30 protein-coding genes are annotated in these 15,344 nt (G+C 58.2%); all 30 read right to left on the bottom strand.

Annotated features, from left to right (window positions below; all coding sequences use genetic code 11):
- Positions 1–99: 99 nt before the first annotated feature.
- Positions 100–999 (bottom strand): transposase domain-containing protein, encoded by a 900-nt coding sequence (locus tag NMQ14_RS19420; RefSeq protein WP_257098482.1) that lies wholly within the window; start codon positions 997–999, stop codon positions 100–102.
- A gap of 124 nt (positions 1,000–1,123) precedes the next feature.
- Complete coding sequence (gene rplQ, locus NMQ14_RS19415; protein WP_257098481.1) at positions 1,124–1,516, bottom strand: 50S ribosomal protein L17; 393 nt, start codon at positions 1,514–1,516, stop codon at positions 1,124–1,126.
- Positions 1,517–1,598: 82 nt separating this feature from the next.
- Positions 1,599–2,576 (bottom strand): DNA-directed RNA polymerase subunit alpha, encoded by a 978-nt coding sequence (locus tag NMQ14_RS19410; protein ID WP_069039322.1) that lies wholly within the window; start codon positions 2,574–2,576, stop codon positions 1,599–1,601.
- 42 nt (positions 2,577–2,618) lie between these two features.
- A complete protein-coding gene (gene rpsD / locus NMQ14_RS19405) occupies positions 2,619–3,248 on the bottom strand; it encodes a 30S ribosomal protein S4 (RefSeq protein WP_257082194.1) in 630 nt (209 codons plus the stop codon).
- Between the two features lie 13 nt (positions 3,249–3,261).
- Entirely contained in the window at positions 3,262–3,651 is a 390-nt protein-coding gene (rpsK, locus tag NMQ14_RS19400) for a 30S ribosomal protein S11 (protein ID WP_008061749.1), read from the bottom strand.
- A gap of 23 nt (positions 3,652–3,674) precedes the next feature.
- Positions 3,675–4,040: a 30S ribosomal protein S13 gene (gene rpsM / locus NMQ14_RS19395; protein ID WP_069039320.1), complete on the bottom strand. Its 366-nt coding sequence runs from the start codon at positions 4,038–4,040 to the stop codon at positions 3,675–3,677.
- Between the two features lie 54 nt (positions 4,041–4,094).
- Positions 4,095–4,208, bottom strand: a complete 114-nt coding sequence (gene rpmJ / locus NMQ14_RS19390; RefSeq protein ID WP_083224033.1) for a 50S ribosomal protein L36 — start codon at positions 4,206–4,208, stop codon at positions 4,095–4,097.
- A 30-nt stretch (positions 4,209–4,238) separates the two neighbouring features.
- Complete coding sequence (gene infA / locus NMQ14_RS19385) at positions 4,239–4,457, bottom strand: translation initiation factor IF-1 (RefSeq protein ID WP_018413356.1); 219 nt, start codon at positions 4,455–4,457, stop codon at positions 4,239–4,241.
- 6 nt (positions 4,458–4,463) lie between these two features.
- Positions 4,464–5,789, bottom strand: coding sequence for a preprotein translocase subunit SecY (secY, locus tag NMQ14_RS19380; protein ID WP_257098480.1), 1,326 nt, complete (start codon positions 5,787–5,789; stop codon positions 4,464–4,466).
- A 3-nt stretch (positions 5,790–5,792) separates the two neighbouring features.
- Positions 5,793–6,227 (bottom strand): 50S ribosomal protein L15, encoded by a 435-nt coding sequence (rplO, locus tag NMQ14_RS19375; RefSeq protein ID WP_257098479.1) that lies wholly within the window; start codon positions 6,225–6,227, stop codon positions 5,793–5,795.
- Positions 6,228–6,410 (bottom strand): 50S ribosomal protein L30, encoded by a 183-nt coding sequence (gene rpmD, locus NMQ14_RS19370; RefSeq protein WP_069039317.1) that lies wholly within the window; start codon positions 6,408–6,410, stop codon positions 6,228–6,230.
- Between the two features lie 8 nt (positions 6,411–6,418).
- Positions 6,419–6,943, bottom strand: a complete 525-nt coding sequence (gene rpsE / locus NMQ14_RS19365; RefSeq protein ID WP_257098478.1) for a 30S ribosomal protein S5 — start codon at positions 6,941–6,943, stop codon at positions 6,419–6,421.
- A 20-nt stretch (positions 6,944–6,963) separates the two neighbouring features.
- Positions 6,964–7,317 carry a 50S ribosomal protein L18 gene (rplR, locus tag NMQ14_RS19360; RefSeq protein WP_257098477.1) on the bottom strand — a complete coding sequence of 118 codons (354 nt, stop codon included), beginning with the start codon at positions 7,315–7,317 and terminating at the stop codon, positions 6,964–6,966.
- An 11-nt stretch (positions 7,318–7,328) separates the two neighbouring features.
- Positions 7,329–7,862, bottom strand: a complete 534-nt coding sequence (rplF, locus tag NMQ14_RS19355; protein WP_257098476.1) for a 50S ribosomal protein L6 — start codon at positions 7,860–7,862, stop codon at positions 7,329–7,331.
- Positions 7,863–7,872: 10 nt separating this feature from the next.
- A complete protein-coding gene (rpsH, locus tag NMQ14_RS19350; protein ID WP_069039314.1) occupies positions 7,873–8,268 on the bottom strand; it encodes a 30S ribosomal protein S8 in 396 nt (131 codons plus the stop codon).
- A 12-nt stretch (positions 8,269–8,280) separates the two neighbouring features.
- Positions 8,281–8,586 carry a 30S ribosomal protein S14 gene (gene rpsN, locus NMQ14_RS19345; protein WP_257098475.1) on the bottom strand — a complete coding sequence of 102 codons (306 nt, stop codon included), beginning with the start codon at positions 8,584–8,586 and terminating at the stop codon, positions 8,281–8,283.
- 7 nt (positions 8,587–8,593) lie between these two features.
- Positions 8,594–9,133 (bottom strand): 50S ribosomal protein L5, encoded by a 540-nt coding sequence (gene rplE / locus NMQ14_RS19340; RefSeq protein WP_257098474.1) that lies wholly within the window; start codon positions 9,131–9,133, stop codon positions 8,594–8,596.
- A gap of 37 nt (positions 9,134–9,170) precedes the next feature.
- A complete protein-coding gene (gene rplX / locus NMQ14_RS19335; protein ID WP_257082182.1) occupies positions 9,171–9,488 on the bottom strand; it encodes a 50S ribosomal protein L24 in 318 nt (105 codons plus the stop codon).
- A gap of 19 nt (positions 9,489–9,507) precedes the next feature.
- Positions 9,508–9,876, bottom strand: a complete 369-nt coding sequence (rplN, locus tag NMQ14_RS19330; protein ID WP_069039310.1) for a 50S ribosomal protein L14 — start codon at positions 9,874–9,876, stop codon at positions 9,508–9,510.
- 149 nt (positions 9,877–10,025) lie between these two features.
- Positions 10,026–10,295 (bottom strand): 30S ribosomal protein S17, encoded by a 270-nt coding sequence (gene rpsQ / locus NMQ14_RS19325; protein WP_069039309.1) that lies wholly within the window; start codon positions 10,293–10,295, stop codon positions 10,026–10,028.
- Complete coding sequence (gene rpmC / locus NMQ14_RS19320; RefSeq protein WP_257098483.1) at positions 10,292–10,486, bottom strand: 50S ribosomal protein L29; 195 nt, start codon at positions 10,484–10,486, stop codon at positions 10,292–10,294. Before rpmC ends, rpsQ begins: the two co-directional genes overlap by 4 nt.
- Positions 10,487–10,489: 3 nt before the next feature.
- Positions 10,490–10,903: a 50S ribosomal protein L16 gene (rplP, locus tag NMQ14_RS19315; protein WP_069039307.1), complete on the bottom strand. Its 414-nt coding sequence runs from the start codon at positions 10,901–10,903 to the stop codon at positions 10,490–10,492.
- Complete coding sequence (gene rpsC / locus NMQ14_RS19310) at positions 10,872–11,729, bottom strand: 30S ribosomal protein S3 (protein WP_069039306.1); 858 nt, start codon at positions 11,727–11,729, stop codon at positions 10,872–10,874. Before rpsC ends, rplP begins: the two co-directional genes overlap by 32 nt.
- Positions 11,730–11,734: 5 nt before the next feature.
- Positions 11,735–12,064: a 50S ribosomal protein L22 gene (gene rplV / locus NMQ14_RS19305; protein WP_069039305.1), complete on the bottom strand. Its 330-nt coding sequence runs from the start codon at positions 12,062–12,064 to the stop codon at positions 11,735–11,737.
- Positions 12,065–12,076: 12 nt separating this feature from the next.
- Positions 12,077–12,352 carry a 30S ribosomal protein S19 gene (gene rpsS, locus NMQ14_RS19300; protein WP_069039304.1) on the bottom strand — a complete coding sequence of 92 codons (276 nt, stop codon included), beginning with the start codon at positions 12,350–12,352 and terminating at the stop codon, positions 12,077–12,079.
- 10 nt (positions 12,353–12,362) lie between these two features.
- Positions 12,363–13,190 (bottom strand): 50S ribosomal protein L2, encoded by an 828-nt coding sequence (gene rplB, locus NMQ14_RS19295; protein WP_257082173.1) that lies wholly within the window; start codon positions 13,188–13,190, stop codon positions 12,363–12,365.
- Complete coding sequence (gene rplW, locus NMQ14_RS19290) at positions 13,190–13,516, bottom strand: 50S ribosomal protein L23 (RefSeq protein WP_257098473.1); 327 nt, start codon at positions 13,514–13,516, stop codon at positions 13,190–13,192. The genes rplB and rplW overlap by 1 nt, the downstream gene beginning before the upstream one ends.
- Positions 13,513–14,136: a 50S ribosomal protein L4 gene (gene rplD, locus NMQ14_RS19285; RefSeq protein WP_257082171.1), complete on the bottom strand. Its 624-nt coding sequence runs from the start codon at positions 14,134–14,136 to the stop codon at positions 13,513–13,515. The genes rplW and rplD overlap by 4 nt, the downstream gene beginning before the upstream one ends.
- Positions 14,137–14,146: 10 nt before the next feature.
- Entirely contained in the window at positions 14,147–14,788 is a 642-nt protein-coding gene (gene rplC, locus NMQ14_RS19280) for a 50S ribosomal protein L3 (protein WP_257098472.1), read from the bottom strand.
- A gap of 113 nt (positions 14,789–14,901) precedes the next feature.
- The gene (gene rpsJ, locus NMQ14_RS19275) at positions 14,902–15,213 is read right to left on the bottom strand and encodes a 30S ribosomal protein S10 (protein WP_069039299.1); all 312 of its coding nucleotides are present in this window, start codon (positions 15,211–15,213) and stop codon (positions 14,902–14,904) included.
- Positions 15,214–15,344: the final 131 nt, after the last annotated feature.

Below are 15,344 nucleotides of genomic sequence, written 5' to 3'. Positions count from 1 at the left end.
GATGCCGCCATCGCCAAGGCATGGGATGACGGCGAATTCGCCGACGAGATCAACTCGCCACGCTGAGCGTACAAACGCAAGACGGCGGCGGTCGGACGCTTACCGCAATCGGAGCAGATGTGCCGGCAGTTTGCCGGGCGCCATGCCCACAGCCCATATCATCTCGTGCTGCAGGATGTGCAGCGCGCGCAGGAAGCTCAGATCAGTCGGCTCGACCTTGGCCTGGATGGCGGCTTTGGCCATCTCCAGACTTACGAGGTTGTAGGCGATCAGTGCGCCCCAGATTTCCTGCTCGACACCTTCCGGTTGCTGGCTGCGTAGGGTGAGTGCTTCACCCAGCATGGACTGCTTGAGTTCGCGATAGCTCGTTTCGATCTCCCAGCGTCGCCGATAGCACTCGGCCAGCGCCTCGGCCTTGTAACGGCGGCGATCCAGCAGCGAAGTCAGCAGGGTGCGTTGTTTGCCGCTGGCGCAGACCATCCGCACGGCCCTGGCTGTCCAGGGCTCTGGCAACTCAGGTGATTTGGCGCGTGCCTGAGGGGATACGCGCATGCGCACAAGGCAATCGTCGGCGCTGTCGGGGGCACGAAAGGTCGTTCCGTCCATGGCCCACAGCGACAGCCCCTTCCAGGCGTGGCGCTCGGCGTCCTGCGCGCACCACGCGCGCGCCGTCTGATTGAACAGCGATTGCATGGGCGCGGCGCCGAGGCGTTGCCGGGCCTGGGTCACCGCACTCTTGCTGACCGGCCGATCGCTCGCCGAGGGCAGAGCCGGATCCAGCGATGCCAACACTTCGGGCATCGATTGGCCTCGGTACAACGCCAGCGCTATCACCAGCCAGACCACTTGCTCGGCTGGCAAACGCCGGCGCCTGATGCTTGCCGTACCCGTGGCGGACAAGGCCTCTTCGATCCACGCCGTCGGCAGATGCTCCGCCAGCCGGTCCAGACCCCCCAATGGCACAAATTCCGTCGTCGCGTGAAGGGGATTCGAAAGCATCGAGTCCGACGTTAACAGCCTTTAGCAACGTTTACAACAACTTGCACCCAAAATAAAAATGCCGTCCAGCGCTAACTGAACGGCATTACTCGCTAAGCGAGGCTTTTTTTGCAGCTCAGGCGACTTACTCGGCGACTTCAACTGCCTCGTCGCTGATGTCAGGACGATCCATCAATTGTACAAACGCCATCGGCGCGTTGTCGCCTTGGCGGAACCCCATCTTCAGTATGCTGAGGTAGCCCCCGTTGCGGGTTGCATAACGCGGACCGAGCACGTCAAAAATCTTGCATACGACTTCACGATCACGCAAGCGCGAGAAAGCGAGACGACGATTCGACAGATTGGGTGTCTTGCCGAGATTGATCAGCGGCTCAACGACGCGACGCAGTTCCTTGGCTTTCGGCACAGTGGTCTTGATTGCTTCATGACGAAGCAGCGAGACGGCCATATTGCGAAACATCGCTTCACGATGCGAGCTGGTGCGATTGAGTTTTCTGAGACCGTTACGATGACGCATGATGACTCCGTAAAATTATGCGGCCACCGCGGGTCAGGCAAGTGGCCGGTTCATATTGTGACCGGGCGAACCCGGCTGGGGCTTAACCCCGATCGAGACCCGCCGGCGGCCAGTTCTCGAGCTTCATGCCAAGCGTCAGGCCGCGCGAAGCAAGCACTTCCTTGATTTCGTTGAGCGACTTGCGACCCAGATTCGGGGTCTTCAGCAACTCATTCTCGGTACGCTGAATCAGATCGCCGATGTAATAGATGTTCTCGGCCTTCAGACAGTTGGCAGAGCGAACCGTCAATTCGAGATCATCAACCGGGCGGAGCAGGATCGGATCGATCTGCGCCGGACGACGGGCTTCGACAGCTGGCGCAGTACCTTCAAGTTCAGCGAAGATCGACAGCTGATCCACCAGCACACGTGCTGCATAGCGAACCGCTTCTTCAGGCTCCACCGCACCGTTGGTTTCGACGTCCATCACCAAACGATCAAGGTCCGTACGCTGTTCGACACGCGCCGATTCGACCGAGTAGCTCACTCGGCGAACCGGGCTGAAGCTCGCGTCCAGCAGGATATGGCCAATCGCCTTGCTTTCCGACGTGTGCTGACGCAGCGTGCCAGGAACATAGCCGCGGCCCTGTTCAATCTTGAACTGGAGCTCAAGCTTGCCACCCGGTGCAACGTGGGCGATGACATGTTCCGGATTGACGATCTCGACGTCATGCGTGACTTCGATATCGCCCGCCGTCACGACACCCTCACCCGTTTTCGACAGGCGAAGGTACGCTTCGGATCGATTATGCAGCTTGAGCACGACGCCCTTAAGGTTCAACAGGATGTCGACGACATCCTCGCGAACGCCATCGAGCGTCGAGTACTCGTGCAGCACACCTTCAATCTGCACTTCAGTCGGCGCGAAGCCGGGCATGGACGACAGGAGAATGCGGCGGAGCGCGTTGCCCAGCGTGTGCCCGAATCCGCGCTCGAACGGCTCCATCACAACACGTGCGTGAGCCGGTGAAAGATTTTGTACGTCAATGATGCGCGGTTTCAAGAGAGCATTGCTTTGCATCTGCAGTCCTCAGTGACGTCAGCGAGCTGATCGCACACGCGATCAGCGGGAATACAGTTCGACAACCAAACTTTCGTTGATCGTCGACGGGAGGTCGGTGCGGGCCGGCAGAGCCTTGAACACGCCGCGGGCCGCCTTCGAATCGACATCGATCCAGTCCGGGAAGCCACGCGACGCCTGGGCTTCAAGCGCACCCTTCGAACGCAGGTGGGCCTTAGCGCGTTCGGTCAACTCGACCACGTCGCCCGGACGCACTTCGTACGACGGGATATTCACGCGCTTGCCGTTCACCAGAACACCGTTGTGACGCACCACCTGGCGCGATTCGGCGCGCGACGCACCGAAGCCCATGCGATAAGCGACGGTGTCCAGGCGGCTCTCCAGCAACTGCAGCATGTTTTCGCCAGTCTGCCCCTTACGGCGCACGGCTTCTGCATACACGCGACGGAACTGGCGCTCGAGAACACCGTAGATGCGGCGGATTTTTTGCTTTTCGCGCAGTTGCTGACCGAAACCGGACAGACGCTGACCGGATTTCTGTCCATGCTGACCAGGCGCATAGGACCGACGTTCAATCGCGCACTTGTCGGTGAAGCACTTTTCGCCCTTCAGGAAGAGCTTTTCGCCTTCACGACGGCACTGACGACACTTCGGGTCGAGATTACGAGCCATTCTCTACTTCCTCTCAGATGCGCCGGCGCTTGGGCGGACGGCAGCCGTTGTGCGGGATCGGCGTGATATCGGTGATCGACGAAATCTTGATACCGAGCGCATTGAGCGCACGCACAGCCGACTCCCGGCCGGGACCAGGGCCCTTGATGCGCACCTCCAGGTTCTTCACGCCACACTCGACTGCCACCTTGCCGGCAGCTTCAGCAGCGACCTGCGCGGCGAAAGGCGTGCTCTTGCGTGAGCCCTTGAAACCCGCGCCACCCGAAGTCGCCCACGACAGGGCATTGCCCTGACGGTCGGTGATCGTGATGATCGTGTTATTGAAAGAAGCGTGAATGTGCGCGATACCTTCCGCGACGTTCTTCTTGACTTTCTTCCTTACTTTTGCAGCACTCTTGACCATGATCGTGTCCTGTTAGCGGGCGCTTACTTCTTGCCGCCGGAGATCGACTTGCGCGGTCCCTTGCGGGTACGTGCATTCGTGCGGGTACGCTGACCACGAAGCGGCAGGCCGCGACGATGACGAACACCGCGATAGCACCCGAGGTCCATCAGGCGCTTGATGTTCATCGTCACTTCGCGACGCAAGTCACCTTCGATCGTGAACTTGCCGACCTCTTCCCGCAGCCGATCCATTTCGGCCTCCGAGAGGTCTTTGATCTTGGCAGTGCGGGTTACCCCGGCAGCGTCACAGATCTTTTGTGAGCGGGACCGACCGACTCCAAAAATCGCGGTAAGGGCGATCTCGGTATGTTGGTGGTTAGGAATGTTTACGCCGGCAATACGGGCCATGCAGTCACCCCGAAAAGCGAAACCTTAAATTTTATCAAAAACCACTAGCCAACGTCAACCTTGACGCTGCTTGTGACGTGGATCCGCGCAAATGACACGCACAACCCCGTGGCGACGAATCACCTTGCACTTGCGGCAAACGCGCTTTACAGAAGCTTGGACTTTCATCCTATCTCTCCAGCTGAACCAAACGCCGACTTACTTGGCGCGAAACACGATGCGACCTTTTGTGAGGTCATAAGGCGTGAGCTGCACCGTTACCTTGTCTCCGGGAAGAATCCGGATGTAATGCATCCTCATCTTTCCGGAAATATGCCCGAGAACCACGTGTCCATTTTCGAGCTTCACGCGAAACGTCGCATTAGGCAGGGTTTCAACAACCTCCCCCTGCATTTCAATGACATCTTCCTTGGACATAAGTACCTAGCGCGTCGGGAATCCAGTCCCGCGGAAATTTGCTTTCTTCAACAAACTTTCGTACTGATGCGACATGACATAGGCCTGAACCTGAGACATGAAGTCCATCGTCACTACAACGATGATCAGCAACGATGTACCTCCGAAATAGAACGGAACATTCCATTTCAGAATAAGAAACTCCGGCAGCAGGCAAACCAACGTGATATAGACGGCGCCCACCAACGTCAGGCGCGTCAGTATCTTGTCGATATAGCGCGCGGTCTGTTCGCCTGGACGAATGCCCGGTACAAACGCTCCGCTCTTCTTCAGGTTATCCGCGGTTTCCTTCGCGTTGAACACAAGCGCGGTGTAGAAGAAGCAGAAGAAAACGATCGCAGCTGCATATAACAGGACATAAACCGGTTGCCCCGGTGACAATGTTGCCGCGATATCTTTCAGCCAGCGCGTACTTTCCGTCGTGGCGAACCAGCCAGCGAGGGTTGCAGGAAACAAAATGATCGAAGAAGCAAAAATCGGAGGGATCACGCCCGCCATATTGAGCTTCAGCGGTAGATGTGAGCTTTGACCGCCATACACCTTGTTCCCTACCTGGCGCTTCGCATAATTGACGAGAATCTTTCGCTGACCACGTTCTACAAAAACCACGACAGCCGTGACCGCAACGACGAGCGCCACGATGAACAGTGCCGTCAATTCATGCATCGCTCCGGTGTTCACCAATTCAAGCAGACCGCCGATCGCCCCCGGCAGCCCAGCGGCAATGCCCGCGAAAATGATGATCGAAATACCGTTTCCGACGCCACGTTCGGTAATCTGCTCACCCAACCACATCAGAAACATCGTACCGGTAACGAGCGTCGAGATCGTCACAAACCGGAACATCATGCCGGGGTCAAGCACCAGCCCAGGCTGCGATTCGAGCGCAACCGAGATTCCAACTGCCTGAAACAGCGCCAGCACCAGCGTTCCATAACGGGTGTACTGCGTAATCTTTCTGCGTCCAGCTTCGCCTTCCTTCTTGAGCGCTTCAAGCGAGGGAACCGCAACCGTCAGAAGCTGCATGATGATCGATGCAGAAATGTACGGCATGATCCCCAGCGCGAAGATCGTAAATCTCGACAGCGCACCGCCGGAAAAAAGATTGAACACGCCCAGAATGCCGCCCTGCTGCCCCTGGAATAGCTCCGCGAGACGCGCAGGGTCAATCCCTGGAACAGGAATGTGTGCGCCCAGTCTGTAGACAATCAGCGCGCCTGCGAGAAACCACAAACGGCGCCAAAGATCTCCGAACTTTGCGCTACGACCAGGCTGCTGGGCAGCAGTGACCAAAACTTACTCCCCGATCTGGCCGCCAGCCGCTTCGATAGCAGCTCGCGCGCCTTTCGTTGCACCAATTCCACGCAGTGCAACTTTCCGAGTGATCTCACCGGACAGCACAACCTTCGCAGCAAGCGCATCGCGCGGCACGAGGTTGAACTGTTTGAGCACGAGCAGATCGATCTCTTCTACCGGCAGGCGTGACAGTGAAGACAAATTCACTTCGGCATTACGTGACCGGGTCAAAGACTTGAACCCACGTTTCGGAAGGCGGCGCTGCAGCGGCATCTGACCACCTTCGAACCCGACACTCTTCCAGCCACCCGAGCGCGACTTCTGGCCCTTGTGTCCACGTCCGCACGTCTTGCCCAACCCGCTGCCAATGCCACGACCGACACGGCGACGGGCATGCTTGGATCCCTCAGCGGGCTTGATATCGTTGAGTTCCATTTACGCCTCGAGCTTCAACAGGTAGACAACCTTGTTGATCATGCCGCGAACAGCCGGCGTATCTTCAAGGACGACGGTATGGTTGATACGACGCAGGCCCAAGCCACGGACAGTTGCGCGGTGATCCTGCTTGCGACCGATCAGACTCTTGATGAGCGTGACCTTCAGTGTTTTTTCAGCCATATGCGACCTCAGCCGAGAATTTCCGCAACGGTCTTGCCGCGCTTGGCGGCAATTTCGGACGGAGTACTCATGCGCGAAAGGCCGTTCAGCGTCGCACGCACAAGGTTGTAAGGATTGGACGAACCGAGCGACTTGGCCACGACGTCAGTGACGCCCATGACTTCAAACACAGCGCGCATCGGGCCGCCTGCAATGATGCCGGTACCCGGCGCAGCGGGCTGGATCAGCACTGTCGAAGCGCCATGGTGCCCGATGATCTGGTGGTGAAAGCTTCCGTTGCGAAGACTGACGCGCGACATCTTGCGACGCGCCTCTTCCATCGCCTTCTGGACAGCAACCGGCACTTCACGCGCCTTGCCTTTGCCCATGCCGATGCCGCCGTCACCGTCGCCAACCACGGTCAGAGCGGCAAAACCGAGAATACGACCACCCTTCACGACCTTCGTGACACGGTTGATCGATACCATTTTTTCACGCAGGCCATCATCGCGTTCTTCCTGGGCCTGGTGTTGCTTGCGTTGTGGTTTAGCCATCGCTTAAGTCGCCTGAACAGTTAGAACTTGAGGCCGCCTTCGCGGGCCGCCTCAGCGAGCGCCTTGATACGGCCGTGGTACTTGAATCCACCACGGTCAAAGGCGACCTGCTCGACGCCCTGAGCGCGTGCGCGCTCGGCGATGAGCTTTCCCACCAAAGTAGCCGCCTGCACGTTCCCGCCATTGCTCAGCTCGTTGCGCACCGAAACTTCCACCGTCGATGCCGCTGCAATGACTCGCGTACCGCAGCCCGAATAGACCTGGGCGTAAATGTGACTGTTGCTGCGATGCACCGACAGCCGAACTGCCTTCAGTTGAGCGATCCGTGCGCGAGTCTGACGGGAACGACGCAAACGGGATTGATTCTTGTCCATGTTCGTCACCCCTACTTCTTCTTCGTCTCTTTGATTACCACCACCTCATCCGAATAACGGACACCCTTGCCCTTGTAAGGCTCCGGTTGGCGGTAAGCCCTGATTTCGGCAGCAACCTGACCCACCAGCTGCTTGTCGATACCCTTGATGCGAATCTCCGTCTGCACAGGCGTCTCCACCTTTATGCCGGCCGGCATCTCATGCACAACAGGATGCGAGAAGCCAAGCGACAAATTGAGTTTATCGCCTTGAGCCTGTGCCTTGTAGCCGACACCTACCAGCATGAGCTTGCGCTCGAAGCCATGCGTCACGCCCTGAACCATGTTTGCAACAAGTGCGCGCATGGTGCCGGACAGTGCCTTTGTGTTCTCCCTGCCTTCAATCTGTGCGAAGCGGACTTCGGCAGCATCGACGGACACCGCGACTGCCGGATTGATGACTCGACTGATTTCTCCAAGCGGGCCCTTGACCAAAAGCTCACCGTTATTCAGTGCAACAGTCACACCTTTAGGAACGACAACCGGATTTTTCGCTATACGTGACATGTCAGTTTCCTCAAGCCACGATGCAAAGCACTTCGCCACCGACCTTTTCGGCGCGTGCCTTGCGATCAGTCATGACACCGCGCGGCGTCGAAACGATGGCCACACCGAGACCATTCATGACACGCGGAAGATCATCCGAGCCGCGGTAAACGCGGAGACCGGGGCGGCTTATTCTTTCGATGCGTTCGATGACCGGACGCCCCGAGTAATATTTGAGCACCAGCTCAAGATCGGCCTTCTGACCGTTTGCACGGACGGAAAAACCTTCAATGTAGCCTTCGGACTGCAGCACCCCGGCGATCGCAACCTTGATCTTCGAGGAAGGCATGACAACAGAGCCTTTCTGCGCCATTTGTGCATTGCGGATGCGGGTCAGCATGTCCGCAATCGGATCACTCATGCTCATCTTGTACCCCTGTTACCAACTAGCCTTGACCATCCCGGGCACTTCACCCCGGAAGGCCGCTTCACGCAACTTCATGCGACACAGACCAAACTTGCGAAACACCCCGCGCGGACGACCGGTCTGTTCGCAACGGTTGCGCAGACGGGTCGGATTCGCGTTGCGCGGCATCGCCTGCAGCTTGAGGCGCGCGGATGCATGATCCGAATCGCTCGCCGACATGTCGGCAATGGTTGCTTCGAGTGCAGCGCGCTTGGCAGCAAACTTGGCGACCAGCTTTTCACGCTTTTTCTCGCGGTTAATCAATGACAACTTGGCCATGGCAACCTCAATTCTTGAACGGGAATTTGAATGCGGCGAGAAGAGCCTTGGCTTCTTCGTCGGTTTTGGCGGTGGTCGTAATACTGATATTCATCCCACGGAGCACATCGATCTTGTCGTACTCGATTTCGGGAAAAATGATCTGTTCCTTGACGCCCACGTTGTAGTTGCCGCGGCCATCAAAACCCTTGCCGGACACACCACGGAAGTCACGAACACGCGGCATTGCCACAGTTATCAGTCGGTCAAGGAACTCGAACATGCGCGGACCGCGCAGCGTCACCATGCAACCGATCGGGTAGCCCTGGCGAATCTTGAAACCGGCGATCGCCTTGCGGGCTTTGGTGATGACCGGCTTTTGCCCGGCTATCTTCACCATATCGCCCACTGCGTGCTCAAGCACCTTCTTGTCACCAATCGCCTCACCAACGCCCATATTGAGCGTGATCTTGGTGATGCGCGGCACTTCCATCACCGATTTGTAGCCGAAGCGGGTCGTCAATTCACCCACCACGGCTTCTTTGTAATACTGCTGCAAGCGCGCCATCGTCATTCCTTATCCCAGACTGCCGGAGGAGAGGCCTTCAGGCCTTCACCAACTCGCCGTTCGACTTGAAGAAGCGCACTTTCGTACCGTCTTCAAGAGTTTTGATACCAACCCGGTCACCCTTGCTGGTGGCTGGGTTGAACAGCGCCACGTTGGAAATGTCGATCGGCATTTCCTTCTCGACGATGCCACCCTGCTGGCCCTTCATCGGGTTCGGACGCTGGTGCTTCTTGACGCGGTTGATGCCTTCGACCAGCACCGCACGCTCATCGACGCGGCGCAACACGGTTCCGCGACGACCGCGATCCTTGCCGGCCAGCACAACAACTTCGTCGCCCTTGCGAATCTTTTCCATCAATATTCTCCCGCGGGCCTCAGAGGACTTCTGGCGCCAGCGACACGATCTTCATGAACCGCTCGCCACGCAACTCGCGCGTGACGGGCCCAAAAATGCGCGTGCCGATCGGCTCAAGCTTGTTGTTCAACAACACAGCAGCGTTGTTATCGAACTTGACAAGCGAACCGTCCGGGCGACGGACACCCTTGGCGGTGCGCACGACGACGGCATTGTAGACTTCGCCCTTTTTTACTCGACCACGGGGTGCTGCGTCCTTGATCGTGACCTTGATCACGTCGCCGATGCCCGCATAACGGCGCTTGGAACCACCAAGCACCTTGATACACATCACCGACCGCGCGCCCGTGTTGTCGGCCACGTTCAGGATGGATTGCATCTGGATCATTTAATTTCTCCAACTTATCCCGCTCAAAGAGCGGTCAGTCTTGGACCCGTCAGGGTTTAGGACGAGCCCAACAGATTCAAGGCTCGATAAAGCACAGCACGCAACAATAGCATGCCGGGAGGAGGCGAGCAAGCCCCTCCCGTGCCCAATCAGATGATTCGTGCCACTTCCATAACCTGCGTCACCTTCCACGCCTTGGTGCGGCTGATAGGACGACACTCGACAATCTGAACCAGATCGCCTTCGTGCGCCTCGAGGCCTTCGACATGCGCGTGATACTTCTTCGAACGCATGATGACCTTGCCATAAAGCGGATGCTTGACGCGGCGCTCGACCAGGACCGTCACGGTCTTGTCCATTTTGTCACTGACCACACGCCCGACCAGCGTGCGATTGACCTTTTGATTGGTCTCGCTCATTTCGCGTTCGCCTTTTCCTGCAGCAGCGTACGCACGCGAGCGATATCGCGGCGAACGTTCTTCAGCTGGTTGGTATTGGTCAACTGCTGGGTGGCCTTCTGCATGCGCATGGAAAACTGCGCCTTCAGAAGCTCGATCAGCTCCGTATTCAATTCGGCGGTGTCTTTGACCCGCAGATTATTAGCTTTCATCACTTACCCCAGTTGTCGTATGACAAAGGTGGTTTCAAGCGGAAGCTTGGCCGCAGCGAGGCGGAACGCCTCGCGCGCCAGGGCTTCGTCGACGCCATCCATCTCGTAAAGCACTTTGCCCGGCTGGATTTCGGCCACCCAATACTCCGGGTTGCCCTTGCCGTTACCCATGCGAACCTCGGCGGGCTTCTGCGAGATCGGCTTGTCCGGGAAAATCCGGATCCAGATGCGACCACCCCGCTTGATGTGTCGGGTCATCGCGCGACGTGCCGCCTCGATCTGGCGAGCCGTCAAACGGCCGCGCGCAGTTGCCTTGAGACCATACTCGCCAAACGAAACCTTCGTGCCGCGGGTGGCGAGGCCCTTGTTGCGGCCCTTTTGCTCCTTACGATACTTCCTTCTCGCCGGCTGCAGCATTATTAGCTCCTGACTTTCTGACTCGTTTCGAAGTGCCCTTCACGTCGGCATCTGCCGGCGCGGCAGCGCCTTCGGGCTTGGCATCGCGTGCCGGGCGACGGCCTGCCGGCGGACGGTTATCGCCCTCCGGACGGCGACCATCGCGGCGCGGACGGCGTGCATTGTCGTTTTCCTCGGTAACCGCCGGGGCTTCGCCACGGGCGAGCATCTCTCCCTTGAAGACCCAGACCTTGATACCGATGACACCGTAGGTCGTCTTGGCTTCCGACGTACCGTAATCGATGTCAGCGCGCAGGGTGTGCAGAGGCACGCGACCTTCGCGGTACCACTCTCGACGAGCGATCTCGATGCCGTTCAGGCGACCCGACGACATAATCTTGATGCCTTGGGCTCCGAGACGCATCGCATTCTGCATCGCACGCTTCATCGCGCGACGGAACATGATCCGCTTTTCGAGCTGCTGGGCGATTGAGTCCGCGATCAGTTGAGCATCGATCTCCGGCTTGCGGATCTCCTCGATGTTCACATGTACCGGCACCCCCATCATTTTGGCGAGCTGTGCCTTGATCAGTTCGATCTCTTCACCTTTCTTCCCGATCACGACCCCAGGACGAGCCGAAAAGACGGTGATGCGGGCGTTCTTTGCCGGACGCTCAATGATGACGCGGCCCACCGAAGCGTGCGCGAGCTTCTTCTTGAGGAACGCGCGAACCTCAAGGTCCTGATTCAGCATGCGGCTGAAGTCTTTGCTCGAAGCGAACCAGCGTGACGTCCAGTTGTGCGTGACCGCCAAACGGAAGCCGGTCGGATGAATCTTCTGTCCCATAACCTTCAGTCTCCAACCGTGACGAACACGTGGCAGGTCTGCTTCACAATCTGATTGCCGCGACCCTTTGCACGAGCGGTGAAACGCTTCAGCACCGCGCCCTTTTCCACGTAGATGGTCTTCACTTTCAGGCTGTCGATGTCAGCGCCATCGTTATGCTCAGCGTTCGCGATTGCCGACTCAACGACCTTCTTGATGATCTTGGCGCCCTTTTTCGGGCTGAACGCCAGAATGTTAAGAGCCTGACCAACCGGTTTGCCGCGGACGAGATCGGCAACCAGCCGACCTTTCTGCGCCGACAGGCGCACGCCGCGAAGATTTGCACGGGTTTCCATAGTCATCGCTCCTTACTTCTTGGCTTTCTTGCCGGCAGTGTGACCCTTGAACGTCCGGGTCAGCGCGAACTCGCCGAGCTTGTGACCGACCATGTTTTCCGAAACATAGACCGGAATGTGCTGACGACCGTTGTGTACCGCGATGGTCAGACCGATGAAATCCGGCAGCACCGTCGAACGACGCGACCAGGTCTTGATCGGGCGCTTGTCGTTGGAGGAGCGTGCCGTATCCACCTTGGCCAGCAGGTGGGCATCGACGAACGGGCCCTTCTTGATTGAACGTGCCATTGCCTACCTCTTATCGCTTGTAACGGCGCTGCACGATCATGTTGCTCGTGCGCTTGTTGCTGCGGGTACGGTAGCCCTTGGTCGGCTGCCCCCACGGACTGACCGGCACACGGCCTTCGCCGGTACGGCCTTCACCACCACCGTGCGGGTGGTCGATCGGATTCATTGCTGTGCCGCGGACAGTCGGGCGGACACCGCGCCAACGGGTTGCGCCGGCCTTGCCGAGTTTGCGAAGGTTGTTCTCTTCGTTTCCGACTTCACCGACCGTAGCGCGACATTCCACATGCACGCGACGGATTTCACCGGAGCGCAGCCGCAACTGGGCATAACTGCCTTCACGCGCGAGCAACTGGACCGAGGTGCCTGCAGCACGCGCAATCTGCGCGCCCTTGCCCGGCATCATTTCGATGCAATGCACAGTAGAGCCAACAGGGATATTGCGCAGCGGCAATGTGTTGCCCGACTTGATCGGTGCTTCGGAACCGCTGAGCAACTGCTGTCCCACGACAAGACCCTTCGGCGCAATGATGTAACGACGCTCACCATCTGCATAACACAGCAGCGCGATGTGCGCCGAACGATTCGGGTCGTATTCGATGCGCTCAACCTTCGCCGGGATGCCGTCCTTGTTGCGACGGAAATCAATCACTCGATACTGCTGCCGATGACCACCACCTTTGTGACGGGTCGTGATGTGTCCGTGATTGTTTCGACCAGCCGTCTTGCTCTGACTTTCAGTCAGCGAATCCAGTGGGCGACCCTTGTACAGGCTCGAATTGACGACCTTGACGACGGCACGGCGGCCGGCCGACGTCGGCTTGACTTTGACGAGTGCCATCAGACAGCTCCTCCTTCAGCAAACTGGATGTCCTGGCCGCGCTTGATGCACACGAATGCCTTCTTCCAGTCACTGCGCCGACCGAAACTGCGGCCGAAACGCTTTACCTTGCCCTTGACGTTCAAAACCTGGACCGACAACACCTCGATCTTGTTGTCGCCCTTGCTGAACAGCAATTCAACCGCCGCCTTGATTTCCGGCTTGGTCGCATCGGATGCAACCTTGAACACAACCTGATTGTTGCGGTCGGCGATGAAGGTTGCTTTCTCGGAAATCTGCGGCGCGAGCAGTACCTGCATCAGCCTTTCCTGCGAAAAGTTGCTCATGCCCACATCTCCTCGAATTTGCTCATCGCGTTGCGTGTGATCAGCACCTTGCCAAAACGGATGAGCGAAACCGGGTCCGCCTCATGCGCCTCGAGCACCAGCACGTTGTGCAGGTTGCGCGACGACAGGAACAGGTTCTCATCCAGCTCGTCCGTGATCACCAGAACCGAATCGAGCCCCATGTCCTTGAGCTTGCTCGAAAGCAGCTTGGTCTTGGGCGCATCGATGCTGAAGCTCTCGACCACGGCTACGCGATCTTCGCGTGCCAACTGGGAGAGGATCGCGGCGATACCTGCGCGATACATCTTGCGATTCACCTTCTGCGAGAAATTCTCGTCAGGCGAATTCGGGAAAATGCGACCGCCGCCACGCCAAAGCGGGCTTGAGGACATACCGGCGCGCGCACGGCCAGTTCCCTTCTGGCGCCACGGCTTGCGAGTCGTGTGCTTAACCAGAGTACGGTCTTTCTGGGCACGCGTGCCCTGGCGTGCGTTGGCTTGATACGCCACCACCACCTGATGCACCAGTGCTTCGTTGTATTCGCGGGCAAACAGCGCGTCTGGTGCCTGCACCGTCGACGACTGCTGACCTGCATCATTCAGTACTTTCAATTCAGCCATCGCGCTCTCCTCAGCCCTTGACCGCGGGCAGGACGATTACGTCACCACCCTTGGAACCCGGAACTGCGCCCTTGATGAGCAGCAACTGACGGGCTTCGTCGATACGCACGACTTCGAGGCCCTGTTGGGTGCGCTTGACGTCACCCAGATGGCCGGCCATGCGCTTGCCTGGGAACACGCGACCCGGATCTTGCGCCATGCCGATCGAGCCAGCAGAGTTGTGCGAGACCGAATTGCCGTGCGACGCGCGGTTTGATGAAAAGTGGTGACGCTTGATGGCGCCGGCATAGCCCTTGCCGATCGTCGTACCCGTCACGTCCACCTTCTGGCCAACAGCAAACACTGAAGCCGGACTGATGGTGTCACCCGCCTTGAACTGTTCGAGTTGAGCGGCATCGACGCGGAACTCGCGCAACACCTGCCCTGCCTCGACACCTGCCTTGGCGAAATGCCCCGCGGCAGCCTTGTTCACGCGAGTGGCGCGACGCTTGCCGAAAGCGACCTGCACCGACGAGTAGCCGTCGATTTCTGCTGTCTTGATCTGGGTGACGCGATTGTTCGACACATCGACCACTGTCACCGGAACGGTCTGTCCGTCATCGGTGAAAATGCGCGTCATGCCGACCTTGCGACCCACAAGGCCTAAAGTCATGTTTATTCTCCTCATCCCGGTTGCGATTGACCGAGATTCGTTTCAACTGCCACCGGAACCTCCGGTGACCCTTGCCCGGCAAAAAGAACGCCGGAAAAAGACTGCACTACTTTTTACTGAAGCTTGATTTCCACATCAACGCCAGCCGGCAAATCGAGCTTCATCAATGCGTCAACAGTCTTGTCGGTCGGATCGATGATGTCCATCAGACGAACATGGGTACGAATTTCGAACTGGTCACGCGACGTCTTGTTGACGTGCGGCGAGCGCAGGATGTTGAAACGCTCAATGCGCGTGGGCAACGGAACCGGGCCACGGACGACGGCACCGGTACGCTTTGCGGTATCCACGATTTCAAGAGCCGACTGATCGATCAAGCGGTAGTCGAAAGCTTTGAGACGGATACGGATTTTCTGGCTTGCCATTTTGTTTCCTAAAGAGCGAAAGAGCGACCCCGGCCGGCTCACGCAGGCCGGGGCACATCAACCTGCTTAAGCGATGATCTTGGCAACCACGCCCGCGCCCACCGTACGACCGCCTTCGCGAATCGCAAAGC

The sequence above is a fragment of the Methyloversatilis sp. XJ19-13 genome (assembly GCF_024580155.1).
Lineage (GTDB): Bacteria > Pseudomonadota > Gammaproteobacteria > Burkholderiales > Rhodocyclaceae > Methyloversatilis.
Note: the sequence above shows the minus strand (reverse complement) of the source record. Positions and strands in the feature narration are given on the sequence as shown.